The sequence below is a fragment of the Pseudoalteromonas sp. 31A1 genome (assembly GCF_011378815.1).
Classification (GTDB): Bacteria; Pseudomonadota; Gammaproteobacteria; order Enterobacterales; family Alteromonadaceae; genus Pseudoalteromonas; species Pseudoalteromonas arctica.
This window is the reverse complement of record NZ_WTKY01000003.1, coordinates 261,611-286,168: the sequence shown is the minus strand read 5'-3', so window position 1 is coordinate 286,168 and position 24,558 is coordinate 261,611. Positions and strand designations below refer to the sequence as shown.

The following is a 24,558-nucleotide window of genomic DNA, read 5'->3' as shown; positions in this document are numbered from 1 at the left end:
TATGCATCCCCTTTTAGAAAAAGCTCAGGAAATCAAACTGAAACTTAATTGGTCTCTGATTTTTGGTGTGAGCTTTTTTCTGATAGTTGTAATTGGCTTAGTGCAAATTACGACAGGTGTATCGGATTGGTTAGTTGAAAACAAAGATGCTCAAATTAAGCACCTTACAGTGCAAGGGCAGCCTAAATACACAGATGAAACGGCAATTATAAAAGCGATTAAAAAAGCCGATTTAAGTAGTTTTTTTGAACTTGATGTTAAGCATGTGCAGCAGCTAGTTCAAGACTTACCCTGGGTTGCTACCGCTTCGGTGCGTAAACAATGGCCTGATACTATACAAGTATATGTTGTTGAACATGAAGTAGTAGCACATTGGAATAGCGACTTATTGCTCAACCAAAGTGGTCAAGCATTTCAAGCCAGCAGCGATAAGTTAGATGATGACTTACCGCAGTTATACGGCCCAGAAGGCAGCGAAGAAGAAGCGTGGATTGCTTTTAAGCAATTTGATGAAATGCTAAAAGTTAACGGCTTAACGTTAACAAGTTTGGCATTGTCGGAGCGCTTTTCGTGGCAACTATGGTTAGATAACGGAATACGTTTAAATTTAGGACGTAAAGATAAAGCCAAGCGTGTACAACGTTTTATAGACGTTTATCCACGAATGGAACAACGTGCAGATGCACAAGTAGATACAATAGATTTACGGTATGATACCGGCCTTGCAGTCAGCTTTAAGCCAGTGCAAGAAGAACAATTACAAAATAAGAGTAAGGCATGACTAAGTCAGCAGAAAGAAACCTAGTAATAGGGTTAGACGTTGGCACCTCGAAAGTGGTTGCCACGGTAGGTGAAATCACCGCAGATAACAAGCTCAGCATTGTTGGTGTGGGCAGCCAAGTATCTCATGGTATGGATAAAGGCGGCGTTAACGATTTAAACTTAGTGTCTGAGTCTATTCGCCGAGCAATAGACGAAGCCGAGTTAATGGCTGATTGTCGTATTAGCTCTGTGTATTTGGGTATTTCTGGCAAGCATATACAATGTCAAAACGAAAGTGGCGTGGTGGCAATTAATAACACTGAAGTCACTGAAGAAGACATTGAAAATGTAATTCATATTGCGCGTTCTGTGCCTATTTCGGCAGAGCGTAAAATGCTGCATGCATTGCCGCAAGAATACAGTATCGACATGCAAGAGGGCATTAAAAACCCATTGGGCATGAGTGGTGTTCGTATGGAAGCGCGTGCACACATTATTACGTGCTCAAACGATATGGCAAAAAATATCGAGAAATGCGTAGAGCGCTGTGGTCTTGAAGTCGATCAACTTATCTTTACTGCATTAGCGTCATGTTATTCTGTACTAACAGATGACGAAAAAGAGCTTGGTGTTGCAGTACTTGATATTGGCGGCGGTACTATGGATATCACCATTTATATTAATGGTGCGCTTCGTCACTCTGCCGTTATACCTGTGGCTGGTAACCAAGTTACTGGTGATATTGCAAAAATATTTCGTACACCTATATCACATGCAGAGTCACTCAAAGTACAATACGCATGTGCTAGTAGTCAAATGGCTAGTAGTGAAGACACGATTGAAGTACCTAGTGTAGGCGGACGACCAGCAAGACTGATGTCGCGCCATACATTATCTGAGGTGGTAGAGCCTCGTTTTAGAGAATTATTTGAGCTTGCGATGGAAGAAATTCGTCGTTCAGGCTTAGAAGACCAAATTGCGGCAGGTCTCGTTATAACAGGCGGAACTGCTAAAATGACTGGCGCGATGGAAGTGGCAGAAGACATCTTCCAAATGCCAGTAAGGATAGGCAAACCAATCGGGATGGTTGGTTTGACAGACTACGTAGATGATCCTTCGTACGCAACCGCTGTTGGTTTGTTACAATACGGGCGTACCATGCAATCGATGAATGCACAAAAGTCGAAAGCAGAGGATAACAATAATTGGTGGAACCGCATTACTAAATGGTTCCAAGGCGAGTTTTAAGACTCAAGTCGGAGAGTAAACATGTTTGATATAATGGAACAACACAGCGAAGAAGCTGTAATAAAAGTAATCGGCGTGGGCGGTGGTGGCGGTAACGCTGTTGAGCACATGGTTAAACAACAAATAGAAGGCGTGCGTTTTATAGCCGCTAATACGGATGCGCAAGCATTACGTAACTCTGCTGCCGATATTACAGTTCAGCTAGGCACGCAAATAACCTCTGGGTTGGGTGCGGGCGCAAACCCTGAAGTAGGCCGTAAGTCGGCTGAAGAAGATGCAGATACAATTCGTGCCAGCCTTGAAGGCGCCGATATGGTATTTATTGCAGCCGGTATGGGCGGCGGTACAGGTACTGGTGCAGCACCGGTAGTTGCTAAAATTGCTAAAGAACTCGGTATTTTAACCGTTGCAGTTGTAACACGTCCTTTTGATTTTGAAGGTAAAAAACGTGCAGCAGCCGCTGAACAAGGCATTAACGAATTGTCAGAAATTGTAGATTCACTTATTACAATTCCGAACAATAAATTGCTTAAAGTCTTAGGAAAAGGGACTACACTTCTAGATGCCTTCGCTAAAGCTAATGACGTATTATTTGGTGCGGTACAAGGTATAGCAGAGCTAATTACACGTTCTGGTTTAATTAACGTGGATTTCGCCGATGTTAGAACTGTAATGTCTGCAATGGGTACTGCAATGATGGGAACTGCGTCTGCATCAGGCCCTGATCGTGCACAAGAAGCAGCAGAAGCGGCTATCTCAAGCCCACTACTAGAAGACGTTGATTTAACAGGTGCTAAAGGTATCTTAGTTAATATCACCGCAGGTATGGACATTGCGATTGAAGAATTTGAAATTGTTGGTAATCACGTTAAAGCACTTGCGTCAGAAAACGCAACGGTTGTTGTTGGTGCGGTAATCGACCCAGAAATGACTGATGAGCTACGTGTAACGGTTGTTGCAACTGGGTTAGGCGGCGATCGTCGTCCACAGTTTGGTATTGTTGATAACGGCTTTAAAAAAGCATCAGGTTCTGATGTTGCAAGCACATCAAACCAAACGAGCAGTATGTACGTACCAAGCTTTGCAAGCCAAGATACAAACACTGAAGAAAACACTGCTAAAGCGCAAACGCAAAGCAAAGAAAAAGCGCCTACAACTAGTTCAAGCAGTGCATCAAGCTCTTCAGCACAAAATAGTAAAAAAGCGGATAAATCAGAAGGTGGTGATTATTTTGATATCCCCGCTTTTTTACGTAAGCAGGCTGATTAACATTTAATAATACTTTTGTTTGAAATATGTACGAATATTGAAAGGCAAAAGGATTTATGTTAAACTCCGCCATATAACTGTAACTGATTTAAAAGTGAGCATACCTATGATTAAACAGCGTACGATTGCAGAAGTAGTCAAAGCCATAGGAATTGGACTTCATAAAGGTGAGAAGGTCACAATAACTCTCCGACCTGCGAGCGCAAATACTGGGATTGTATTTCGTCGTGTCGACCTTGATCCGGTTGTTGATTTTGAAACAACACCTGAAGCCGTTGGTGATACGCAGTTGTGTACCTGTTTAATTAACAAAGATGGTGTTCGCTTATCGACTACTGAGCATCTTATTGCAGCTGTTGCTGCAATGGGCATTGATAATCTAATTGTAGAATTAGATAGCTCAGAAGTGCCGATTATGGATGGTAGTGCATTACCATTCATATATCTGTTACAAAAAGGCGGAATTGAAGAGCAAAACGTTGCTAAACGCTTTATCCGTATTAAAGAAAAAGTACGCATTGAAGAAGGTGATAAGTGGGCTGAAGTTGAACCATATGATGGTTTTCATATCGACTTTGAGATTGCATTTAACCACCCAGCTATCAATGAAAGTCGCCAACGTATTGGGTTGGATATAACAACGCAAAGCTTTATTGAAGAAATTAGCCGTGCGCGTACTTTTGGATTTATGAAAGATATTGAATACATGCATGCAAACAACTTAGCGCTAGGTGGTAGCATGGATAGTGCTGTGGTACTTGATGAGTTCAAAGTGTTAAATCCTAACGGTTTACGTTATAGCGACGAGTTTGTTAAGCACAAGATATTAGACTGTGTTGGTGACATGTTTATGACAGGCCATAACCTTTTAGGTAAAGTAACTGCATTTAAATCGGGTCATGATTTAAATAATAAATTACTTCGTAAAATTATGGCTACAGAGTCAGCATGGGAGTGGGCAACATTTGAAACGCCTGTGACGATGCCTGCACCCGGTCTTGAGTTAGCTCCAGCCTAAAAGCAGTAAAAGAGCAGCTCGAAAAACAGTTATAAAAAATGACGCTAATTAGCGTCATTTTTTTGTGTGAAATTTAATAGCTCTATACTTTATTATAGCTCCAAAAGAGCTTGTAACTGATTTAAACTAGCTACGGTATAGGTTGGCTTTATTCCGTCGGCTAATTGCTCACCAGGGTGCTGTAACCAGCAAGTATCAATACCTGCATTGTTGCCGCCAAGTATGTCACTTGCAGCAGTATCACCCACCATAAGTATCTCGCTTTTATCTGGGTTACCCATTAGCTCAAATGTGTGCTCGAAAATCGCTTTATTCGGTTTTGCTATACCTACAAGTTCAGATATAACTAACCATTCAAACATATCTTTTAAGCCAGTATGCTCAAGGCGTACGGTTTGTAAGCGGGCAAATCCGTTAGTAATAATACCTAATCTAGCATTTGGCTTAAGTTTATTTAAAAGCTCAATAGCACCAGGTAATGGCTCGCAAATTTGCGCCATAGAATCTAAAAAAGCATCGTTTAGCTCTTTTGCTGGCACATTAAGTTTTGAAGCCCACTCATTAAAGCGTGTTACTTGTAAATAATCAGCAGTTATAGAACCGTTTTGATAATCCACCCACAGCTGCTTATTGGTTTTTTGATAATGAATATAATCGTCTTGGCTAAAATCTACGTTGTAAGCTTTAAACATGCGAGTCATGCCCGCTAAAATATCAAACCTAAATAAGGTTTCGTCTGCATCAAACAATACATAGTTGTACTTCATTAAACTTCCTAAATTAATTTGTTTGGCCGTATAGCTCAGGGTGTAAAAAAGGCGCCATAGCTAAAGTGAGTGCTTGTGTATAGGTACTTTCGCGCGTGGCATGATTGTTGGTAAGTAGACCAATAGCGCCACCTTTTTGTTTAACGTTGGTGGTATTAAATGCTTTGTCCATTACATCGCCAAGTTCTTCACCTTTAAGTAATGCATTATAAAGTACTTGGGGTAGAGGAAGGTTGCTGCTACGCCCTACAACTTGATTTAAGGCATTATCAATAACAACATAAGCAAATGTTGCAGGCCCATAGCTAAATTGCTCTGCACCGCCCTCCATGGCTACATAATAGTCAGCTTGGTGGTGCTTTTTACAATAATTAACACGGTTTTGCGCGCCAATACGTGTTTCGTCTTCGCCAATAGGCTGATCGGGCACGTCTGAGGGAGCATTCACACCTTCACAGTCAATGATACATTCTGGAAAATACATAGTAAAAATATGTTTAGCGGCATTTATTTTTACAGGATTTTTAGAACCGACAATAATTTTTAATTGTTGTGACATGCTGATCTCACCTTGAGCAAAATCAGCAGTGTACGTGAGTTAGCTTTAACAAAAAAGAGTCGGTAATCAAATAGGTAAATCGAGTGGTGCTAGGTTTTCCAGTGCACGCTTTTTCAAAATAATATCTTTAATTAATGGGGTAAGCACAAGCTCCATAGCCAAGCCCATTTTGCCGCCTGGTACTACAAGCGTATTAATACGAGACATAAAACTGCCTTCGATCATGCGTAAATAATAAGGAAAATCAACATCATCAATACCCCTAAAGCGAATAACTACAAAGCTTTCATCAAGAGATGGAATATCTTTGGCGCTAAATGGATTTGAGGTATCAACAGTAGGCACCCGCTGAAAATTAATATGGGTACGAGAAAACTGCGGGGTAATATGATTTATATAGTCATCCATACTGCGCACAATAGAGCCCATAACCGCTTCGCGAGAATGGCCTCGTTCGGATGTGTCGCGTATTAATTTTTGAATCCACTCAAGGTTAATAATTGGAACCATGCCTATTAATAAATCGACATGCTTTGCAACGTCTACATCTTGATCAACTACGCCGCCGTGTAACCCTTCATAAAACAATATATCAGTATTACTATCAAGGTCTTGCCAAGGAGTAAATGTACCCGGTAATTGATTGTATGGAACGGCTTCATCAAAGGTGTGTAAGTATCGGCGTAACTTACCTTGGCCTGTTTCACTATAGTTTTCAAACAACGCTTCTAAAGCACCAAAGTCATTTGCTTCTCGGCCAAAGTAACTAATGTGTTTATTTTCTTGTTGTGCTTCACGTACTTTTTTATCCATTTCAGGGCGAGTGTAACGATGAAAGCTATCTCCTTCGATAAAAGCCGCTTCAATATTAAGGCTACGGAAAATATGTTTAATTGCATTGGTTGTGGTGGTTGTACCCGCACCAGACGAACCCGTAATCGCAATAATAGGATTTTTAGCTGACATGTTAATTCTCTTTTTTAGGACCAGGTTTTATAACCAGACTAAACTTAACATTATTTTAAGCCGTTTGGGTATCTTAAGAGTTGACTGACTTAGCTCAAGTGACGTCATCAGCAAATAACGTTATCATGAGGTGCTTAAAATTAAAACGAGAGAAAGCATGAAACTTATTAAACCATTATTTGGGATATTTTCTATAGCAGCGCTTAGCCCAATTATGGCGCAGGCTAGCATGCCAAAAAGCCAAGTATTGCTTGCTGATTTAAATACGCCTTATGGGGTACAAGTTAATATAGTGAGTGATAAAAACAGTTATAACAACCAACCGCACTTAACAAGTACAGGTTTATACTTTACTCATGAGGTGACTGCAGGTGAGCAAAGCCAAACCGATATTGCTTATTATGATTTAACATCAAAAAAAGTTATTAATATCAGTAACTCTCCCGTAAGCGAATATTCACCAACGGTTATGCCAAGTGGTGATGCAGTATCAGCGATTGTTGTAGAGGCAGATGGTAAGCAAAAACTGTGGCAATACCCACTCAAAAGCGAAGATGCGCCAAGTCGTATTTTTGATTGGATTGAACCTGTTGGGTACCATGCATGGGGTGTTCAAAATGATTTAGTAATGTTTATTTTAGGAAAGCCTCACACTCTTCAATATACTTCTGTTGCACAAGCTAAGGGGAAAATAGCTGCCAGTAATATTGGCCGAACGCTTATTTATAACAACTCTACAGCTGCATTTTTATTTAGTTACACTAAAAACGAGCAACATATTTTAGCGAGTTTTAATCCACAAGATAAACAAGTTGAAGACCTACTAAGGTTACCTGCTCAAGTTCAAGATTTTATTTTGAAAGATGATGCAACTATCGCTTATGCTATTAAAAACCGCGTTTATCAGCGTAAACTTGATGGAAGTGATGAAGTATCGCAATGGCTTAATTTAAGCACCTACTGCGAAACAAATATAACAAGAATGAGTTACAACAATGAAAAACTCGCTTTTGTATGTGATATAACGCAGTAAAGCAGACAAATAAATTCAGATTTTATTGTGTGTATGCGTTAATCTAATACGCAAATTAACTAATAGGGATTACACGTGGCTTATAGTGCAGACGAGCTGACAGAACAGCTTATTAAATTACAGTGCAGAAGTAATTTTAAGATTAAAAATATTGCAGAGTACATGTTAGTAAACTCTAAAGAAGCATTTTATACCCACAGCGAAAGCGGCAAGGGTAAAATAGTAATTCGCCCAGCATTTGAGGTGTTTAGCGATGACTTTAGTGATATTGATGGCGTAACTCGTGCGCAAGGCTACTTTCATAGCAGCGAGATGACACGCTTTCCTACACGTATTTTTAAAAGTGCTCAGCCTATTCACTACGGTGTTGCGTTTAAAATAAATTCTGAGCAAGCAGCAAAAGACTTTATTGCTAAGCTAACGATGATTATTGGTAATTAATAAAGCAAAAATATAAACGTAAAAAGCCGCTGAATTTATATTCAGCGGCTTTTGTGTTTTTATAGCTTAATAAACCTAAGGGTTACTTACTTTTTAAGAAGCTATTAACCGATTCTAGTTCACGTGTTTTAAGCGCGATACAATCGTTTGTACTTTCTTCAAGCTTACTTAATGTACGAGCGTAACCGGCTACATCAGCTACTTTTTCGTTAAAAAAGGTCTTTGTTTTAGCTAAGCTTTCTGCATTACAACTCGCCGTTGTAAAGTACGGTAAGTTAGGAATAAAGAAAGGCGGTAAGCTTGCTGTTACTTTATCGTAGTTACTGTAAACCCAGTCAATAAATAACGCTTGGCGCTCATCTGTGTAACTTTGACCTGACAAAATAGTACGCATGTCAGATGCAGTTACTTCATCCGTTAAGCTATAAGCTAATACCGCTTTTTGTAATTCAGGTTTGCCAAAAAAGCCCATTGCAGCAAGCATGTTAGTGCGTACTTGTGGATCTTTCGTTGTTTTAAACGTTGTCATGAATTGATCAAGCAGCGCTTTGTCACCATGAAAAGCAGCAAGAGTTAAGTACGTACCGGCTAAGTAAGGGTCTACTTTTTGTGGAGCATTTAAATAAACTTGTGTTTGTTCTTTCGCTTTACTGATTACGTTTTGATCTTCACCATCAAAGCCTAAGCGTGATACAACGGCCGCACGAAGTTGTGCAATAGCTCCGTCTTCTCCCGCTTTAGCTTCTAAACCATATTTTTTAGCTGCAGGCGTTACTGCATTACGAATAAATTCAGGCCATAGGTCTTTATTGCTATCGTCTTTAAAAGTACGTTGTTGCGATACTAAGTAACCTAGCGCGGTATTTGCTACGCGAGGGTGGCTATCGCTTACGAACACTTCAAGTGTTTGCATTAACTTAGCCGCAGATATAACACCAGCGTCAAGTAGTGCATCAGTAGCCGATAACAACGCTAAGCGTTCACGGTCACTCAGTACGCTTGGCGCCTTTTTAACAAGTGCGCTAAATTGTGCGTCATCCATTACCCAGCGGTAGTAGCCTAGTGCACCCTGATCTGGATAAATCCATTCTGGCTCAAAGTCTAAGTCTAGCGTTTGGCTTTGTTTATTAAGTAATACATTTGCTGTTTTTACTTTATCGCCAGCACCATATTTAATTGCAACCGGTACATTCCATAACTGCTCTGGCGCATCAACGCCTGCATTTACAAAGCGGCTTTGTGAAATAGTTACTTTGCTGCCTTGTTGATTTACTTTAACTAATGGGAAAGAAGACTGTTCAATAAACGATTTTAAAACACTCGCTACGTCTTTATTTGATGCTTTACCAAGTGCTTCCCATAGGTCGGCCGCTTCTGCGTTTTTATATGAAAACTCTTTCAAGTAGCTTTGAATACCTTTTTGAAATGCATCTTCGCCAATCCAGTTTTCAACCATAGCAAGTACTGAGCTGCCTTTACTGTAAGCAAGACCTAAACCGTCCATAATGTCGGCTTCGGTTTTAATTGGCTTACGAATAGGTTTAGTGCTTAGGCGTGCATCAAGTGCCATTACGTTGTTTTGTGGCAGGTCTAAGTGCGATTCAAACTCAGGGTTAAGCTGCTTAGTAATTTTTGCAGCCATCCAGCTAGCAAACGCTTCGTTTAACCATAAGTCGTTCCACCATTTCATGGTTACTAAGTTACCGTACCATTGGTGAGCAAGTTCGTGAGCAATAATTGATACATTACGTTGTTTTTTACTGCGTGTTGCGGCAGCTAAATCAACCAATAAAATATCTTCTCTGTAGGTCACTAAGCCTGAGTTTTCCATTGCGCCAAATGGAAACTCTGGTACCGCTACTGAGTCTAATTTTTTGTAAACGTAAGGAATACCAAAATACGCTTCAAGTGCGCCCAGTACTTTTGGCATGTTTTCTTTAGCGTATTGGGCTAAGTGGATTTTACCTTGTGGGGTAATTACACGACCAGGAATTGGCATGCCTTTAATTTCTAATTCTTCAAACGGGCCAACAGCCATCGCTACTAGGTATGAAGGGATTGGCGGTGTTTTATCAAAAAAGTGTGTGGTCATATCGCCATTAACTGTTGTTTTTAACTCTGGCGTATTTGAATATACTTTTTGTGATGTAGGTGCCGTAATCGTTAACTGAAATGGAATTTTGTAACTTGGCTCGTCAAAAACAGGAAATGCACGGCGTGCATCACTCATTTCAAATTGAGTAAATAAGTAAGGAGTGCCTTGGTCTAATGTTTTGTATAAACCAACACTTTGACGGTTATATGGCGCTGAAAAATCAACTTTAAGTGTGTATTTACCTGGTTGAATTTGCTCATCACAGCTAAATTTTACTTTACCTGTTTTAAGCATTTCATTGTTTAAATCACAGTTTTCATCACCAAGCAGTTGCGCCATTTTAACAGCGTAAGCTACGCCATTTAACTCAATGTATTTTGTTGGTTTTAGTACTTCTAGGGAAATCTCAGTCATCCCTGTGAATGTATCTTGGCTCGGGTCGAGTGTTAACGACACCTGTTGTGAACTTGGTTTTGCGAGTTTTTCAATAACGAATTCGTTAGCGTTTGCAGCACCCATTGCTAAAGCAACGCTCACTGTTAAGAGGCTTTTAAGAAACATAGTGATCCCTAGATTGTTGTTGTTAGAAACTACCCTAAATAGGCTTTTTTATGCTCATATAATTAGGGGGTTAGATATCCTAACAGTTTTTTTAAATAGAGTAATTGATTATAACGGTGACTTTAAGGGGAAATAGTAACAAAGTTTGTCAGTGGCTTTCGCGCGTTATAAAACGCTGCCAATGCAGGTGTGAGTTAATAATACGTATTTGTTGGACAACGGTATTTAATAAGTGGGTATCGCTAAACACATCGTGTGGATACTCGTTAAAACCCATCAAGTAATTAAAGGCGTCTTTAGAGTTAGCTTGTAGGGCGTATATACGCACTTGTTGCTCAAAGTTAAGACGAAGACTGCTTATTGCTGTTTTCATACCGAGTTGATCTACGTTTGGTATATCACATTTTTGCAGATAACCGGCTCGCTCACCTTCGCCTGAAAACCAAATGCGGACTTTTTCACTGTACCTGCCAGTTTTAGCCGGTAAGTCGAACATTAATCGGTGTTGGTTTTGCGATTTGATGAACGTTATATATTCATTAAATCCAGCATTTATAAGTGCTTGATGTACAGGAACTAAGCGAGGTTTTATTTTACCGTGGGTATGAAAATTAAAGCATAAGACGTTTTTTTCAAGGGACAGATCATCAAGCGTTAAATAACCAATCTCATCGCTATAAGCACCACTATAATATGCAATTAAAGGGAGCCAAAAATGCCAGTGTTTTGGTTGCTCTCGTGCAACTTTAAAATCACCGTATATATATCCATTATAAAGAGTGTGCAGTTCCATGGCTGAAAAGGGCCGGCGACCAAGATGGGTTTTCAACGTAATACCTTGAAAATAATGATGTGTTTTATTTTATACCCAACTAGCAGTAGATGCTAGTCGGGTTTTATCCGCTTTTAGAGTAAAGCGTATAAAGTATTATTCACTCAATGCGCGAGCTAAACCTGTAGGTTCAATTTCTGCACATACTTGGTCGTCATTCCAATTGATACCAACAAGTGCGTTATCTTCATTTAAGTCTTCAACCCATGCATCTAAAAATTCATCAAGGTTGATTTCTACTGGGCTGTAATCTTTCCACTCTTCTTTACACTGTGCTTTAGCTGCTGCTTCACTTTCCCAAAGCAGTAGTACGTCAGTTTCGTCAAATTGGTTAGAATCGCACACTACAAAGCCATTATCTTCTGCACCAAGTGCCCAAATTACTTCGCTAACACGTACTTTTTCTACGAAGTTAACTAGTTGTGATTCAATTTCGATATCGCTCATGTGTTTACCCTTTTAAATTAGTGACGAGGATTGGTGTCTATTGCTGCTTGGCGCTCGTCATATTGCTTATGAAAAGCAACAAGCGCTGAATGCTGACTAAAGTCAGCTAATTCGCGAAAGCAAATCCAATCAAGCAGGCAGTATAAACTGATGTTGAGGTATTCACAGCTTTTAAATTCTTCATCGCTTAAATGGGTATTTAAAAAGCTTAATGTTTGTTCAATACGTTCGTTTTGCAGATTAAAAAATAATTTATCGCTTTTGGTGTCAAATCCAGAACGTTTACATAACACCATTTCTACTAACGAATCGTTACAAGCATTTATAGTCGTAAGTAAGTGCTCTTGAGGCCACGTTAGTTTTGGCTGACCTGTTTTTTCAAGTAAATAACGCAATATAGAATTAGAGTCACTAAGAGTTAAGTCGCCATCTACCAGTATTGGGATTTTTCGAGCTGGATTTTTACTGGCCATAGTAGGGCGATCTTGCTCAGAAAATATATCAAGACTTACAAGCTCTAGTTTGCAGCTGTTTTGTTGTGCCCAAATTCTAATGCGGCGCACGTAAGGTGAAGGTACAGAACCAATTAATTGCATAATTACTCCATAAAAAAGCCGCATAAGCGGCTTTTATCAAATGTTACTTACAGTACAGTTAAATTTATTCTGAACGGCTAGTAACTTCAAGTAAATGATAACCAAATTGAGTTTGCACAGGGCCTTGTACTTGATTAATTGGCGCAGAAAACACAACTTTATCAAACTCTGGAACCATCATACCAGGGCCAAACTCACCAAGAGCACCGCCATCCTGACCTGAAGGACAATTAGAATGTGCTTTTGCTAGTTCAGCAAAGTCTTCGCCTTGCTCAATTTTTGTTTTTAAGTCTAAGCATTGTGCTTCACTGTCTACAAGTATATGTCGTGCGCTTGCTACTGTCATAAAATCTCCCGAGTATAGTGTGGTGTTTTTTTAACCGAATTGAAATATCATTCTAGTTAGTTTCAACTAATTGTACCAGTATAAACTTATTTATCAGAAAACGCAGTTTCAATTGCAGTAATCATTTGCTCTGAATTAGGTGCCACTTTGCTATTAAACCGTAAAACTGTTTTACGATCAGCAGACACTAAGTATTTATAAAAGTTCCAATTTGGAGAGCTAGTTTGCTCATTCAAATATTTAAAAATTGGATTTGCTTCGCTACCACGAACTTTGCTGGTGGCAAACATGGGAAAAGTTACACCATAATTTACAAAGCATACTTTCGCTGTTTCTTTTTCATTGTCTTCTTCTTGAAAAAAGTCATCAGAAGGGAACCCTAATACGACTAAACCTTGCTCTTTGTATTGTTGATATAGCGCTTCAAGGCCTTTAAATTGATATGTAAAACCACAATTACTTGCCGTGTTTACTATTAACAAAGGTTTATTTTTAAATTGGCACAAGTTAATAGATTCTTTTGAGCGAAGCTTTCGTATATCTACATTGGTAAAATCTTGGCAGTCCTGTGTAGAGGTTTTATTTATGATTGATGGTGTTTGAGCTTGAAGGGGAGCATTAATAAGTAAAGCCGTTAAACCTATTATAATTATTTTAAGCATTACATTACCTAAACTTTACGATTGTTTGATTGGATAATCATACGCTAATATGGAACAAATTGATCAACCCTCTAATGACCTATGACAATCCGTTTAGCAACTATTAATGATCTTAATGAAATTGTAGCCATTTACAACGAAACTATTGCAGGGCGAATGGTAACTGCAGATACGCAAGAAGTGAGCGTTGACGAAAAGCGTAACTGGTTTAATAGCCACAACGATAAAAGGCCTATTTACGTTTACTGCGAAAATGACCAAGTACTTGCTTGGGTAAGTTATAAATCGTTTTATGGGCGCCCAGCTTACGACGGCACAGTAGAAATGAGCATTTACATTACCAGTAAAGCGCAAGGTAAAGGGCTTGGTAAAAAGCTAATGATATTTGCTCAAACACAAGCTAAGCAATTAAATATTAAAGTATTACTCGGCTTTATTTTTAGTCATAACTTACCGAGTGTTAAATTGTTTAAGCATTTTGATTTTGCAATATGGGGTGAGTTGCCAAGCGTTGCCATAATGGATGATAAGGCGTATAGCCTTACTATTTTTGGAAAACATCTGGAATAAATTATTTTTCATAATGTTGTAATATTTTTTTACAAAATAAGACGAAGGGTTTATGCCAATTAAATAAAAATAGTCTACGCTATTATCATATTAAGTTTATTAATTTGAAGTGTAGCTTGATGATTCGAAAAATATTAATTGTTGATAGTAGCAGTGTCATCGCAATGCGTGTGAAAGTGCTTTTAGAATTAATAGGATGTGAAGTCGAATTAATTCATTTCAGCATGCTAGACATGTATACCAATATAGGCGACTACGACTTAGTTGTTGTTGCCCATGGTGTGCCTGTTGATTCTATAAAACCGCTTGTTAGCCAAGTAGCGCAAGAGCGTTTTATGCTGCTTGCTCCAAAAGCACAAAGTGGTGAGCAACTAACTGCGTTTAGTGAGCTAAATCATGTTGCGCCTGACGCAACCGTGATCTACCCATTTTTTTCTAATAAAGAAATTACTTCTCTTTTAGAGAGCCTACTAGAATTAGGCTCTAATCATATTTTGCAATTACCCGCTATTTTACTCGTCGATCATGTTCCTGAGCGCCTCGAAAAAATGAAAAGCAGCTTGATTGGTGCTCATATCGAGACCCATACAGCAACCACCTCTGCAGAAGCTTTAGAAATTACGAAAGAAAAGAAAATCGATATACTGATAAGTGATTTTGTTTTAGATGACGGAACCGGTTTAGAAATTTTTTCAAACTTAAAAATAATGCAACCACATTGCCGTTGCTTATTATTTACCTCACGTCCCGATCAAGTTTCAATGATTGAAGCTATTCGTCAAGGTGTAGAAGACGTACTTATTAAGCCATTGAACGACAGCTCATTATTACAATCAATACATAAACTGTGGCAAACAGAGTTATTAAAACGCCATAACGCAGAACTTGTCGAAAGGCTACAAGATACGGTTGATGCCCTGATTGAAAAAGACAGCCTACTTCAGGTTATTTATAAGCATACGCCTGATGCAATTATGTTGTTTGAGAAATGCGGTAGAGTGATAGAAGCTAATGATGCTTGTTTAAAACTATTTAACTTACCGTTTAACGAACTAGAAGGTAAATCAGTATTTAGCTTTTTAGATGATGATTCAACGTTAGGTATTAAAAATAAAATTTCGACATTAAATAGTAATCGCCAATTTAGCTGCGACTTACGTTTATCTAAAACTGCAGGGGGCTATATACCGTTAGTGGGATCTTTTAATGAGATAGATCACCATGGTGAAATAGCACTTGCCGTAATATTTAAAAATGTAACCCACCTTAAGCAAAAAGAAGATTTACTACTTGAAGCAAAAGATATCCTTGAAGAGCAAGTAAGAGCGCGTACCTCACAGCTCGAGCACGCTAAAAACGTGGCTGAGGCTGCAAACTTAAGTAAATCAGAATTTTTAGCAAACATGTCGCATGAACTTCGAACACCTATGCACTCTATTTTAAGCTTTTCGCGTTTTGGTTTAAGCAAACTAGAAACTGGAGATTTTGCAAAAGAAAAACTCATTAAATACCTATCGCGAATAGAGAGTAGTGGTGAGCGTTTACTGTCGTTACTAAATAATTTACTCGACCTATCTAAGCTAGATGTGGGTAAGTTTCCATTTAATCCTCGTCCATATAATTTAGCGAACATTATAAAAACAAGTATTGATGATGTATCTGGTACGGCAATGGAAAAAGAAATTGAGGTTGTATTTACCGCGCAGCCATTACCTGTAATTGCGCAATGTGATGAAGAGCAAATAAATCAGTTACTTCGAAACGTATTAGGTAATGCACTTAAATTTAGCGAACCCAAAAGTAAAATACGGGTAAATTTAGAGTCAGATAATAAGCTTGCTACTATAGAGGTTACCGATAATGGGGTCGGTATACCAGAAGATGAGCTGGAACATATTTTTACTAAGTTTGTACAAAGCAGCAAAACAAATAGCGGTGCCGGTGGTACCGGATTGGGCCTTGCATTGTGTAGAGAGTTTGTGTCTTTACATCAAGGTGAGATCACTGCACGTAACAACGAAAATGGTGGTGCAACTATATCTATACAGGTGCCATTAGAAATAAATCTAGATGATCATTTGGCTGAAGATCAATTAATACAACACAGTAATTAATTGCTAGTTAGCATACCAAGTAACTTTTTTTGAGAATTTGAATGGATGATAAATTATGGCCTTAACTAAAATACTTGCCGTTGATGACGAACCCTTTAACCTTGAAATTATTGAGGAGATTTTAGAGGATCTTGATTTTGAATTACAAGTAGCAACAAGTGGTCCTGAGTGTTTAAACATGGTTGAAGGCTATATGCCTCAGGTTATATTGCTCGACGTAAGTATGCCGCAAATGAACGGCTATGAAGTATGTAAGGCACTTAAAGCAAACCCAAATACAGCACACATTATTGTTATGTTTGTGTCTGCTCGTGGCACAGTTGAAGAGCGTATGGAAGGCTACTCGGTTGGTGCAGAAGACTATATTGTAAAACCCTTTGGCCATGATGAACTTAAGTCAAAGCTTAAAAATTTAAACCAAGTACTTGTTGAAAAACAAAGCCTTGAAAAGCAAGTTGAAGATGCTACATCAACTGCATTTAATGCCATGGCTAACAGCAGTGAAATGGGGCAGATAGTTAACTACGTTGAAAACATAGGCTTTATTAACGACCCTCAAGAGCTAGGTAAAGCGCTTATAGATTGCCTACAATCTTTTGATTTGCAAAGTAATGTTGAGTTTAGAGAGAACGATGAAATTAGTCACTTTGCATTAAGCGGCGTGTGTTCACCTATTGTGGTGGAGCTATTTGAAATGCTTAAAAACAAAGGGCGTTTACATGAATTTTCGCATCGAATTTTAGTTAACTATGAATTGATTAGCTTACTTATTTTAAATATGCCTGATCACGATCCAGATAAACACGGGCGTATACGCGACCACGTATGTTTTATTGTCAGTGTTACCGAGCAGCAACTACGCGCCATCATGACTAAGAAAATGCTTGAATCACAACAAGCAAAACTTAATGCCGTAGCAAGTACAGTTCACAGTAAGTTTCATGGCTTAATTAGCTTATTGAATGACAACCGTCAAAACAACGAAAAAGTGTTTAAACAGTTACAAGAAGAGCTCGAAGAACGTATCCCATCAATGGGATTAGATGAAGATCAGGAGGTGTTTATTTATAAAAAAGTAGATGAAACTATCCAAAACTCAGTGGCCAGAGAGGAGTCTGTTAAACAGGTAAAAGCAGCTTTTGCTGAAATTGAGCAAGACCTGTCATTGCTTTTAAAGAGCTAAATATATTTAATTAAATAATGTTACTTTAAGGCTTACTCCAACTGCATTATGCATCTCTGGGTAAGCCTTTTTCTACGATTCTGATTAACCTAGCCGTTTTACGAATTTGTAATCGTTGTTTATCGTTTTGTTGAGCAAGCGCCCATTCAATATGTTCTAAAACAAGCTCGCTGGATATTTGGCTTTTATCTTGTAAAGCATGAATAATAGCCGGGCTAAACTCTGCATTACCTAAACCGACCGCTATATTACGTAACCAACGTTCGTGACCTATGCGGCGAATAGGGCTGCCTTCGGTATTTTTTAAAAATGTAGGCTCATCCCAAGCAAATAGCTCAAGTAAATCTTTATTTTTTAATTGAGTACGAGGATGAAAATCATTTTCATCCGTTATTTGTCCATAACGATTCCAAGGGCATACCAACTGGCAATCATCACAACCATAGATACGGTTGCCTAATAAAGTTCGGTATTGTTCGGGTATGGGGCCTTGGTGTTCTATCGTTAAGTACGATATGCATTTACGTGCATCAACAACGTAAGGCTCTACAATTGCACCTGTTGGGCAAAGAGTAATACAAGCAACACATTTTCCGCAGCCTTCAAACGTGTTCTCTGCATCTATTGGTAGAGGTAAATCAATAAATAGTTCGCCTAAAAAAAACCACGATCCTGCTTCTTGATTAATTAATAACGAATGCTTACCACGCCACCCTAAACCGGCTTTTTCGGCAAGTTGACGCTCAAGTACCGGGGCTGAATCTACAAATGGCCTAAAGCCATATTCGCCAATTTCTTGCTCTATTTTTTGGCCAAGTTTTTTTAAACGATTACGCATTAATTTATGGTAATCACGACCCAGTGCATAACGACTTATGTATGCTTTTTCTTTATTTTTTAAGGTTTTTGCAAAGCCAGCATCGGGAGGGAGATAATTCATTTTTACGGATATAACACGCTGTGTACCTGGTACTAATTCAGCAGGGCGAGCGCGTTTCATGCCGTGAGCAGCCATATAATCCATCGAGCCGTGGTAGCCAGCATCAAGCCAGCGTTGCAATTGGGCTTCGTGCTTAGATAGGTCAATATCAGTAATACCTACTTCGCTAAAACCAAGCTCTTGCCCCCAGGTTTTTATTTGTAGGGCTAATTTTTCATAGTCTGGGGTAGGGTTGCTCACACACTTCACACACTTAAATTAATAGCTGCGTAATTTACCATATTTCTCCGAGCCCGAAAACGCTTCTTAGCGCACGAAGCGCTTTAACTGTTGTTGGGTTTGTAAGCTTAATTGTTGAGATTGCTCGCTATCGGCTAATGCCGTATCTATTTGCTGTTTAGCTTGCTCACCTAAAGCTACTATTTGCTCTACCGATTGGTGAGTATTAGTTTGAGTGCCCTCAAGCATATGTACAGCACTGGCTATTTGTTGTAGTTGCTGTTGGTTGTGCTCAAACTCACTAAGCATTTTTGTAAAACCCTCGGAGGTTGCACTAATTGAGCTTTGTGCATTATTGGAGTGAGTCATTAATTGCTCTGACTCTTTATTTGTTTCATTTACTAGCTCATTCATTTGAGTAATAAAGTCGCTTATTTGCCTAGTTGCGCCACTTACCTTTATTGAAAGTGTGCGTACTTCGTCTGCAACTACGGCAAATCCTCTGCCAGCTTCACCCGCTCTAGCTGCTTCTATTGCGGCGTTAAGGGCTAACAAATTGGTTTGATCAGAAAACTCTTCAACCATTTTTAAAATACTGCGAATGTTTTCACTGTTCTCTTTCAGTCCCGCAATTGTATTTGAAAAGCTACCTAGGATATTAGTAATAAGTTTAACCTGCTTTACTAAAGCTGCGAGCTCTGATGCAGATAGTTTTACAAAGTTAAGGTGTTCATTATTAACGTTATGCACGCTATCTGTATTATTTACTATGTTTTGTAAGCTTTGGGTTATTTGCATACTGGCATTAATAATACTGTGGCTTAACTGTATTTGTTGCTCACTTGATTGCTCAGTATTTTTCATCGATTCGGTGACTTGTATATTACTGTGTGCACTAGCTTGAGCACTGTTATATGTTGTGCTGAGTAACTCACTTAAATGGGCAGTAAATATATTATATTGTGAACTTAAATCTTTAAATTCGTCATACGAAAAGTGGGGAAGTTTTGCTGCTAAATTTGCATCTTGTTGGTTTATTTTTATCAAAGTATCGCGCATAGCAGTAACAGGGCGAACAATTAAAAAACGCATATAAAAAAGAGTAAAAATAAAACCAGATATAATAACAAGCGTAAGCAGCCAAAATAGCCCTGTACTTTGCTGTTGTTCGCTTAAGCTCTGATGCAGCCAAAATAACGTAATTGCTTGGAACAATAATACAAAACTTAAATTACCGACTATTTTACGCGTTAACGTAAAAAAGAATGTTTGCTCTATATAGTTATAAATTTTCATAAAACTACTCATTATGCTTAAGCCCTACGATTCTTATTTTAGTTAGGGAGGTGTAAGTTAGCTTTTTTGTAACGATAACAAGTAAGCTTTGGTTCGCGCTGGGTAATTTGTAAAAATTCCGTCTATGCCATACTCAAGCATTAGCGCTATATCTTGTTCTCTATCGACCGTATAAGCATAAATCTTTAAGCCTCTTTTTTTTGCATCATCGGCAAAAGCCTTATTTATAAAGGTTTTATCTGCATGTACGCTATAAGCGTTTAAATCACTTGCAAACTTTGCATAGTTAATTGGAATAGAAGAAGTAAGGGCGCCTATTTTAAGCCATGGTAGCTTGCTTTTAAGCCACTGTAGTTGATGATGATCAAACGATGATACTAAAATATTTGCTTTCGATATTTTGTTAGCTTCAATGTTTTCTTCAAGTTGAGCCACAAACCTTTCTAGTTCAAATGTATGTTTAAGCTCAATATTTAATAAAGATTTATTATTATTCCAATCAAACAACTGCTGAAGAGTGGGAATTTTTTCACCATTTCCAGCATCAAGTTTAGAGAGTTCATGTGCCGTAAAGTTACTCACCCTACCTTTACCGCTGGTGGTTCTATCGAGCCATGAGTCGTGTATTATCATGTAATCATCGATGGAACTTTGAATATCTACTTCAATACCATCAACACCTACTTTTAACGCTTCTAAAATAGCGCTTTTGGTGTTTTCAGGAAAATCCCCACTGGCACCACGGTGTGCAAATACTTTCATTGTCGAGCCTTTTTAGTGATTGACCACGTTTCAAAACAAGCGGCACTAACAATAAGTGCTCCACCAACTAACGTCATAACAGTAGGACGTTCATGAATAATTACTATAGCCAGTATGGTGCCATAAAGTGGTTGTAAGCAAGAAATTAACCCCGCAGTTGCCGCTGATAAATGCTTTAAACTTGCTGCAAATAACGAGTGCGGTGTAGCTGTAAAAATAACACCCGCTATGGCAATTAAAATTAGGTCGTGATTACTAACCTCATATACCGGCACTTCTATAAATGCGCACAGCATAATGCTTGCCACTAAGGTTTGATAAAACATCGTTTGCGGGCCACCATATTGGCTAAAGTAGCGCTTATGGGTAATGTTTCTGATTGAAAAAAACAATGCCGATATAACACCAGTTATTACACCTAAGGTTACATCGTCGCCTAAATTTGCACTTGGGACTAACAGGTAAATCCCTAAAACAACCACCGCTGCACTTATTATATCTTTTGCTTTTGGCCTGCTTTTATTAAATAAGGGCTCTAAAAATACCGTCATTACGGGGTAGCTAAAAAATGCCAACATCCCAATTGTTATACCGGCCATTTGCATACCAGCAAAATAGGTTACCCAGTGAATACCCACCGCAACACCTAAAAATAATGCAATAAGGTAGTCTTTAGGCTTGTTTAGTTTAATTTGTTTTTTTTGAAAATACAGCATGGCTAAAATAGCCATTCCTGCAATTGCAGTTCTGTAAACGGTAATATCTAAAGCATTTAAACCAATAAGCTTGGCAAATAAAGCGGTTCCGCCAAAAAGTAATACCGCTATGTGCAAATAAATTAAACTTTGCTGCTGAGATTGCATTTAGTTTCCTTGTTGTACTTTTTGAACATATTAACATTGCTTAAAAACTCTTAAGATGAATTTTTTTATCGCATGACAAATGTCATAAAAGTTGATGACACTTCACACTCTTATTATTTTTGTACGCTGGCATAGTTACCTTACTCAACAGGGGATAATTATGAATTCTTTAATTCTAATCAGCTTAGCTATTAATGAAGTACTAGAGACGTTAAGTTTCACGATCACTTATGCAGATTGCTTTATGCTGCTCTGCATTTTTATGTTATTTATTAATAAAAATAGTCCTATAAGTAAAAATAATATGCCAGAGGTATTTGTATGAGCTCGCTTAACTCCTTTTCTCAACAAAGTGATAAAGGTTTTTGGAAATATGGGCATTTAATTTTTACAGGCTTTTATTTACTCCCATTAATAATTAATTTTGCGAGCTTTACTGCTAACCAAATAACGATGTCTTTAGCCTTTTATGTTGCTTTTATTCTTTTATATGTAAAAGCAATAAACTGCAAAAGTGCAGGGGTGACCAAGTTGTTTGTAGCCATGCTATTAATTTGTTTTTGCGCTACTTTTTACACCACAGGTACTCCTACTTTATTTGGCTTTGCAGCCTACGTAGCAGGCTATGCATACAACTACCATCAAAGAATTTATGCTGCACTCGCGATTATATCTACGGTTTTATTAAGCGCATATATTGGTGATATAGGGAAGGTTCAATACTTTTTAGCCGTTGCTTTGATTTTATGTGCAGCCTTATTTAGTTACGGTATTGCAGCTAAAAGAGAGAGCCTGTACAAAAAACGTGAGCAAGAAAGCGCTAACCAATTAGAGCAATTAGCAGCAATTGCTGAGCGTGAACGGATAGCCCGCGACTTGCACGATATTTTAGGTCACTCACTGTCATCTATTGCTTTAAAAGCTGAGCTTGCAAATAAATTAAACCAAGGTGAGCGTTACGCTCAAGCAAATAGCGAAATTGCACAAGTGGCCGATCTGGCAAGGCAGTTACTCAGTGATGTAAGAAGCGCCGTTAGTGATTTAAAACAGCTTAACCTTGTTAGCCAAGTAGCACAGTTAAAACAAAGATTAATAGAACAAGACTTTAACGTTTCATTTAATGTAGTTTTAAATACTCTACCCGCTAAAGTAGAGGGCATCGCAGGCCTTATAATTAAAGAAGCCGTTACCAATTTGCTACGTCATAGCAGCACAAAAAATTGCGAAATAAATATAGAACAAACAGCGCAGCAGCTACTCATTACCGTTATTGATCGTGCACCGTGCTCTACATTAAATTCGGGCAATGGCCTAAATGGTATTAAAGAGCGAGCAGAGCAACTCAATGGCAGTGCAACATTTACCTGTGGCGATATTTTTACTTTAAATGTAATGCTACCAATTTCAGCTAAGGATTTACAATGATCAGAGTGTATTTAGTGGAAGATCAAGCGCTTGTTCGTGATGCAATCGCAGCACTATTAAGTCTCGATTTTAATATAGAGATAATTGGGCAAGCAAGTAACGGGCAAGATGCACTTAATGCAATTGAGGCGCTTGATAGTGATTTACTGCCAGATATAATTTTAACCGATATAGAAATGCCAACCATGAATGGTATAGAGCTCAGCGAAAAAATAGCTGCTAAGTTTCCCGCTATAAAAATGGTTATTATGACCACGTTTTCTCGCGCTGGTTACATAAGACGCTCATTAAGTTCGGGTGTTAAAGGGTTTATACTAAAAGAAGCACCCAGTGAAGATCTAATAAATGCCCTTAAAAAAGTAATGCAGGGGCAAAAGGTAATTGATCCAGAGCTTGCTATTAATGCATTTGACGACGCAGATCCACTTACCGATAAAGAACGCAAAGCACTTAAACTTGCAAGCGATGGCCTTAAAACAAGCGAAATAGCCAAGCAGTTATTTATAAGCGAAGGCACCACACGTAATTATCTATCAGACGCCATTGCAAAATTAAACGCCACTAACCGCATAGATGCTGCGCGTATAGCTAAACAAAAAGGATGGCTTTAAATAGTGGGTTTATAAATTATAAGCAAAGTATTACTATGTTACTTATAAAAGTAACGAACAGTGCTTAAAGTTAGCTTAAAAAGCGTTAAAAGAGGGTTTAATGGCAAATCTAATAGAACTAATAACTAAAAATAGTACTGCAATACTCACTATGAATACCGCTGAAAACCGCCACAATCCAGCGTTTGTGGCTGAGTTTAATTTACATCTTGACCACATTGAGGCAGATCAAAATATTAAGTCAGTTATTTTAACGTCCTCGAGTGACAAAAACTGGTCATTAGGCATCGACCTTCAATGGATGTCCAATCCAAGTATTTTACCTGCAGCTATTTCTGACTTTATGATTCAAATAAGTGACTTGTTTAAGCGCATAGTTACTTTTCCTATGCCTATTATTGCTGCGTTAAACGGGCATACCTATGGCAATGGTGCTGTGCTTGCGTGTGCGTGCGATTTTAGATTTATGAAGTCAGATAAAGGCTTCTTTTGTTTTCCTGAAGTGGATGTAATGGTGCCGTTTGTACCGTCGATGTTTCCTATAATTAATAAAGCTATTTCGCAAACATTCTTTAATCGTTTAGCTATGTCAGGAGAGCGTGTTGGTGCACAGCAGTTGCTAGACAATAAAGTGGTTGAAGCTGTGTTTGCAAATAACGACGAACTACAAGCGGGTGCACTTGAGTTTGCCCAGCAGTTTAATAAAAACCGCTGGATTTACGCTCAAAATAAATCACAAATGAATAAGCAAATTTTGCTTACAATGAAAGAAGAAGACCCAAGCTTTATTGATAATATAAGCAAACTGCTCTGGAAAAACCTACAAAAAAAATAAATAACCTGAACTCTGGTTAAGAGATTTACTAACGTATTGAATCATGTTGATATTTAAATTTATTTTCTCTAGCCAGAGATTTTCAGTGAAAACAAGGCGAATTTACGCGTCAATAGCTGGCCTATTGCAAGTATATTC

The 24,558-nt window shown here is 38.4% G+C and carries 25 protein-coding genes; 12 read left to right on the top strand and 13 right to left on the bottom strand.

What is annotated here, in order from left to right:
* The first annotated feature begins 1 nt into the window (after nucleotide 1).
* The 4 genes from GQR52_RS05150 (at nucleotide 2) to lpxC (ending at nucleotide 4,297) form a co-directional block, all read left to right on the top strand.
* Nucleotides 2–781 carry a cell division protein FtsQ/DivIB gene (locus GQR52_RS05150; RefSeq protein WP_007582934.1) on the top strand — a complete coding sequence of 260 codons (780 nt, stop codon included), beginning with the start codon at nucleotides 2–4 and terminating at the stop codon, nucleotides 779–781.
* Nucleotides 778–2,010, top strand: a complete 1,233-nt coding sequence (ftsA, locus tag GQR52_RS05145) for a cell division protein FtsA (RefSeq protein ID WP_165727677.1) — start codon at nucleotides 778–780, stop codon at nucleotides 2,008–2,010. The genes GQR52_RS05150 and ftsA overlap by 4 nt, the downstream gene beginning before the upstream one ends.
* Nucleotides 2,011–2,031: 21 nt before the next feature.
* A complete protein-coding gene (ftsZ, locus tag GQR52_RS05140; protein WP_007582938.1) occupies nucleotides 2,032–3,279 on the top strand; it encodes a cell division protein FtsZ in 1,248 nt (415 codons plus the stop codon).
* 106 nt (nucleotides 3,280–3,385) lie between these two features.
* Nucleotides 3,386–4,297 carry a UDP-3-O-acyl-N-acetylglucosamine deacetylase gene (gene lpxC / locus GQR52_RS05135; protein WP_007582940.1) on the top strand — a complete coding sequence of 304 codons (912 nt, stop codon included), beginning with the start codon at nucleotides 3,386–3,388 and terminating at the stop codon, nucleotides 4,295–4,297.
* Between the two features lie 92 nt (nucleotides 4,298–4,389).
* Here lpxC and yjjG read toward each other — a convergent pair whose 3' ends face one another.
* From yjjG to GQR52_RS05120, 3 genes are all read right to left on the bottom strand, one after another.
* Nucleotides 4,390–5,064, bottom strand: a complete 675-nt coding sequence (gene yjjG / locus GQR52_RS05130) for a pyrimidine 5'-nucleotidase (protein WP_165727676.1) — start codon at nucleotides 5,062–5,064, stop codon at nucleotides 4,390–4,392.
* 13 nt (nucleotides 5,065–5,077) lie between these two features.
* Entirely contained in the window at nucleotides 5,078–5,623 is a 546-nt protein-coding gene (yjjX, locus tag GQR52_RS05125; RefSeq protein WP_165727675.1) for an inosine/xanthosine triphosphatase, read from the bottom strand.
* A gap of 66 nt (nucleotides 5,624–5,689) precedes the next feature.
* Nucleotides 5,690–6,589: a phosphoribulokinase gene (locus tag GQR52_RS05120; RefSeq protein WP_007579904.1), complete on the bottom strand. Its 900-nt coding sequence runs from the start codon at nucleotides 6,587–6,589 to the stop codon at nucleotides 5,690–5,692.
* Between the two features lie 157 nt (nucleotides 6,590–6,746).
* Between GQR52_RS05120 and GQR52_RS05115 the strand changes: the two genes are divergently transcribed.
* Both GQR52_RS05115 and GQR52_RS05110 read left to right on the top strand, forming a co-directional pair.
* Complete coding sequence (locus tag GQR52_RS05115; protein WP_165727674.1) at nucleotides 6,747–7,622, top strand: hypothetical protein; 876 nt, start codon at nucleotides 6,747–6,749, stop codon at nucleotides 7,620–7,622.
* A 75-nt stretch (nucleotides 7,623–7,697) separates the two neighbouring features.
* Nucleotides 7,698–8,063 (top strand): hypothetical protein, encoded by a 366-nt coding sequence (locus GQR52_RS05110; RefSeq protein ID WP_007579906.1) that lies wholly within the window; start codon nucleotides 7,698–7,700, stop codon nucleotides 8,061–8,063.
* An 82-nt stretch (nucleotides 8,064–8,145) separates the two neighbouring features.
* On the opposite strand, the gene GQR52_RS05105 is transcribed toward GQR52_RS05110, so the two are convergent.
* The 6 genes from GQR52_RS05105 to GQR52_RS05080 all read right to left on the bottom strand — a co-directional run bounded on the left by GQR52_RS05105 (nucleotide 8,146) and on the right by GQR52_RS05080 (nucleotide 13,602).
* Nucleotides 8,146–10,719 (bottom strand): M1 family metallopeptidase, encoded by a 2,574-nt coding sequence (locus GQR52_RS05105; RefSeq protein ID WP_165727673.1) that lies wholly within the window; start codon nucleotides 10,717–10,719, stop codon nucleotides 8,146–8,148.
* A 148-nt stretch (nucleotides 10,720–10,867) separates the two neighbouring features.
* Nucleotides 10,868–11,548 (bottom strand): hypothetical protein, encoded by a 681-nt coding sequence (locus tag GQR52_RS05100; protein ID WP_024590219.1) that lies wholly within the window; start codon nucleotides 11,546–11,548, stop codon nucleotides 10,868–10,870.
* Between the two features lie 99 nt (nucleotides 11,549–11,647).
* The gene (locus GQR52_RS05095) at nucleotides 11,648–11,998 is read right to left on the bottom strand and encodes a DUF2750 domain-containing protein (RefSeq protein ID WP_007579911.1); all 351 of its coding nucleotides are present in this window, start codon (nucleotides 11,996–11,998) and stop codon (nucleotides 11,648–11,650) included.
* A 17-nt stretch (nucleotides 11,999–12,015) separates the two neighbouring features.
* Complete coding sequence (locus GQR52_RS05090) at nucleotides 12,016–12,594, bottom strand: glutathione S-transferase family protein (RefSeq protein ID WP_007579913.1); 579 nt, start codon at nucleotides 12,592–12,594, stop codon at nucleotides 12,016–12,018.
* A gap of 64 nt (nucleotides 12,595–12,658) precedes the next feature.
* Nucleotides 12,659–12,940 (bottom strand): peptidylprolyl isomerase, encoded by a 282-nt coding sequence (locus GQR52_RS05085; protein ID WP_002958009.1) that lies wholly within the window; start codon nucleotides 12,938–12,940, stop codon nucleotides 12,659–12,661.
* An 86-nt stretch (nucleotides 12,941–13,026) separates the two neighbouring features.
* On the bottom strand, nucleotides 13,027–13,602 hold the full coding sequence (locus GQR52_RS05080; protein ID WP_024590220.1) for a glutathione peroxidase: 576 nt from the start codon (nucleotides 13,600–13,602) through the stop codon (nucleotides 13,027–13,029).
* 81 nt (nucleotides 13,603–13,683) lie between these two features.
* Here GQR52_RS05080 and GQR52_RS05075 point away from each other — a divergent pair, with 81 nt between their 5' ends.
* From GQR52_RS05075 to GQR52_RS05065, 3 genes are all read left to right on the top strand, one after another.
* Nucleotides 13,684–14,172, top strand: coding sequence for a GNAT family N-acetyltransferase (locus GQR52_RS05075; protein ID WP_165727672.1), 489 nt, complete (start codon nucleotides 13,684–13,686; stop codon nucleotides 14,170–14,172).
* A 119-nt stretch (nucleotides 14,173–14,291) separates the two neighbouring features.
* Nucleotides 14,292–16,286: an ATP-binding protein gene (locus GQR52_RS05070; protein ID WP_165727671.1), complete on the top strand. Its 1,995-nt coding sequence runs from the start codon at nucleotides 14,292–14,294 to the stop codon at nucleotides 16,284–16,286.
* Nucleotides 16,287–16,341: 55 nt separating this feature from the next.
* Nucleotides 16,342–17,469, top strand: a complete 1,128-nt coding sequence (locus GQR52_RS05065; protein ID WP_165727670.1) for a response regulator — start codon at nucleotides 16,342–16,344, stop codon at nucleotides 17,467–17,469.
* A 46-nt stretch (nucleotides 17,470–17,515) separates the two neighbouring features.
* Here the strand turns inward: GQR52_RS05065 and queG are convergent, their stop codons facing one another.
* The 4 genes from queG to GQR52_RS05045 all read right to left on the bottom strand — a co-directional run bounded on the left by queG (nucleotide 17,516) and on the right by GQR52_RS05045 (nucleotide 21,549).
* Nucleotides 17,516–18,649, bottom strand: a complete 1,134-nt coding sequence (gene queG, locus GQR52_RS05060; protein WP_121955309.1) for a tRNA epoxyqueuosine(34) reductase QueG — start codon at nucleotides 18,647–18,649, stop codon at nucleotides 17,516–17,518.
* Nucleotides 18,650–18,715: 66 nt separating this feature from the next.
* Nucleotides 18,716–19,936: a methyl-accepting chemotaxis protein gene (locus tag GQR52_RS05055; protein ID WP_165727669.1), complete on the bottom strand. Its 1,221-nt coding sequence runs from the start codon at nucleotides 19,934–19,936 to the stop codon at nucleotides 18,716–18,718.
* Between the two features lie 45 nt (nucleotides 19,937–19,981).
* Nucleotides 19,982–20,686 (bottom strand): glycerophosphodiester phosphodiesterase family protein, encoded by a 705-nt coding sequence (locus GQR52_RS05050; RefSeq protein ID WP_165727668.1) that lies wholly within the window; start codon nucleotides 20,684–20,686, stop codon nucleotides 19,982–19,984.
* Entirely contained in the window at nucleotides 20,683–21,549 is an 867-nt protein-coding gene (locus GQR52_RS05045; RefSeq protein ID WP_007579930.1) for a DMT family transporter, read from the bottom strand. Before GQR52_RS05045 ends, GQR52_RS05050 begins: the two co-directional genes overlap by 4 nt.
* A 321-nt stretch (nucleotides 21,550–21,870) precedes the next feature.
* Here GQR52_RS05045 and GQR52_RS05040 point away from each other — a divergent pair, with 321 nt between their 5' ends.
* The 3 genes from GQR52_RS05040 (at nucleotide 21,871) to GQR52_RS05030 (ending at nucleotide 24,420) form a co-directional block, all read left to right on the top strand.
* Nucleotides 21,871–22,974: a sensor histidine kinase gene (locus GQR52_RS05040; protein WP_165727667.1), complete on the top strand. Its 1,104-nt coding sequence runs from the start codon at nucleotides 21,871–21,873 to the stop codon at nucleotides 22,972–22,974.
* Entirely contained in the window at nucleotides 22,971–23,585 is a 615-nt protein-coding gene (locus GQR52_RS05035; protein WP_165727666.1) for a response regulator transcription factor, read from the top strand. Before GQR52_RS05040 ends, GQR52_RS05035 begins: the two co-directional genes overlap by 4 nt.
* Before the next feature lie 100 nt (nucleotides 23,586–23,685).
* Entirely contained in the window at nucleotides 23,686–24,420 is a 735-nt protein-coding gene (locus GQR52_RS05030; RefSeq protein ID WP_165727665.1) for an enoyl-CoA hydratase/isomerase family protein, read from the top strand.
* Nucleotides 24,421–24,558 lie beyond the last annotated feature (138 nt).

Coding starts and splice junctions, on each gene's coding strand:
- GQR52_RS05150 (WP_007582934.1), top strand. CDS start 2: ATGCATCCCCTTTTAGAAAAAGCTCAGGAAATCAAACTGAAACTTAAT.
- ftsA (WP_165727677.1), top strand. CDS start 778: ATGACTAAGTCAGCAGAAAGAAACCTAGTAATAGGGTTAGACGTTGGC.
- ftsZ (WP_007582938.1), top strand. CDS start 2,032: ATGTTTGATATAATGGAACAACACAGCGAAGAAGCTGTAATAAAAGTA.
- lpxC (WP_007582940.1), top strand. CDS start 3,386: ATGATTAAACAGCGTACGATTGCAGAAGTAGTCAAAGCCATAGGAATT.
- yjjG (WP_165727676.1), bottom strand. CDS start 5,064: ATGAAGTACAACTATGTATTGTTTGATGCAGACGAAACCTTATTTAGG.
- yjjX (WP_165727675.1), bottom strand. CDS start 5,623: ATGTCACAACAATTAAAAATTATTGTCGGTTCTAAAAATCCTGTAAAA.
- GQR52_RS05120 (WP_007579904.1), bottom strand. CDS start 6,589: ATGTCAGCTAAAAATCCTATTATTGCGATTACGGGTTCGTCTGGTGCG.
- GQR52_RS05115 (WP_165727674.1), top strand. CDS start 6,747: ATGAAACTTATTAAACCATTATTTGGGATATTTTCTATAGCAGCGCTT.
- GQR52_RS05105 (WP_165727673.1), bottom strand. CDS start 10,719: ATGTTTCTTAAAAGCCTCTTAACAGTGAGCGTTGCTTTAGCAATGGGT.
- GQR52_RS05095 (WP_007579911.1), bottom strand. CDS start 11,998: ATGAGCGATATCGAAATTGAATCACAACTAGTTAACTTCGTAGAAAAA.
- GQR52_RS05090 (WP_007579913.1), bottom strand. CDS start 12,594: ATGCAATTAATTGGTTCTGTACCTTCACCTTACGTGCGCCGCATTAGA.
- GQR52_RS05085 (WP_002958009.1), bottom strand. CDS start 12,940: ATGACAGTAGCAAGCGCACGACATATACTTGTAGACAGTGAAGCACAA.
- GQR52_RS05080 (WP_024590220.1), bottom strand. CDS start 13,602: ATGCTTAAAATAATTATAATAGGTTTAACGGCTTTACTTATTAATGCT.
- GQR52_RS05075 (WP_165727672.1), top strand. CDS start 13,684: ATGACAATCCGTTTAGCAACTATTAATGATCTTAATGAAATTGTAGCC.
- GQR52_RS05070 (WP_165727671.1), top strand. CDS start 14,292: ATGATTCGAAAAATATTAATTGTTGATAGTAGCAGTGTCATCGCAATG.
- GQR52_RS05065 (WP_165727670.1), top strand. CDS start 16,342: ATGGCCTTAACTAAAATACTTGCCGTTGATGACGAACCCTTTAACCTT.
- GQR52_RS05055 (WP_165727669.1), bottom strand. CDS start 19,936: ATGAGTAGTTTTATGAAAATTTATAACTATATAGAGCAAACATTCTTT.
- GQR52_RS05050 (WP_165727668.1), bottom strand. CDS start 20,686: ATGAAAGTATTTGCACACCGTGGTGCCAGTGGGGATTTTCCTGAAAAC.
- GQR52_RS05045 (WP_007579930.1), bottom strand. CDS start 21,549: ATGCAATCTCAGCAGCAAAGTTTAATTTATTTGCACATAGCGGTATTA.
- GQR52_RS05040 (WP_165727667.1), top strand. CDS start 21,871: ATGAGCTCGCTTAACTCCTTTTCTCAACAAAGTGATAAAGGTTTTTGG.
- GQR52_RS05035 (WP_165727666.1), top strand. CDS start 22,971: ATGATCAGAGTGTATTTAGTGGAAGATCAAGCGCTTGTTCGTGATGCA.
- GQR52_RS05030 (WP_165727665.1), top strand. CDS start 23,686: ATGGCAAATCTAATAGAACTAATAACTAAAAATAGTACTGCAATACTC.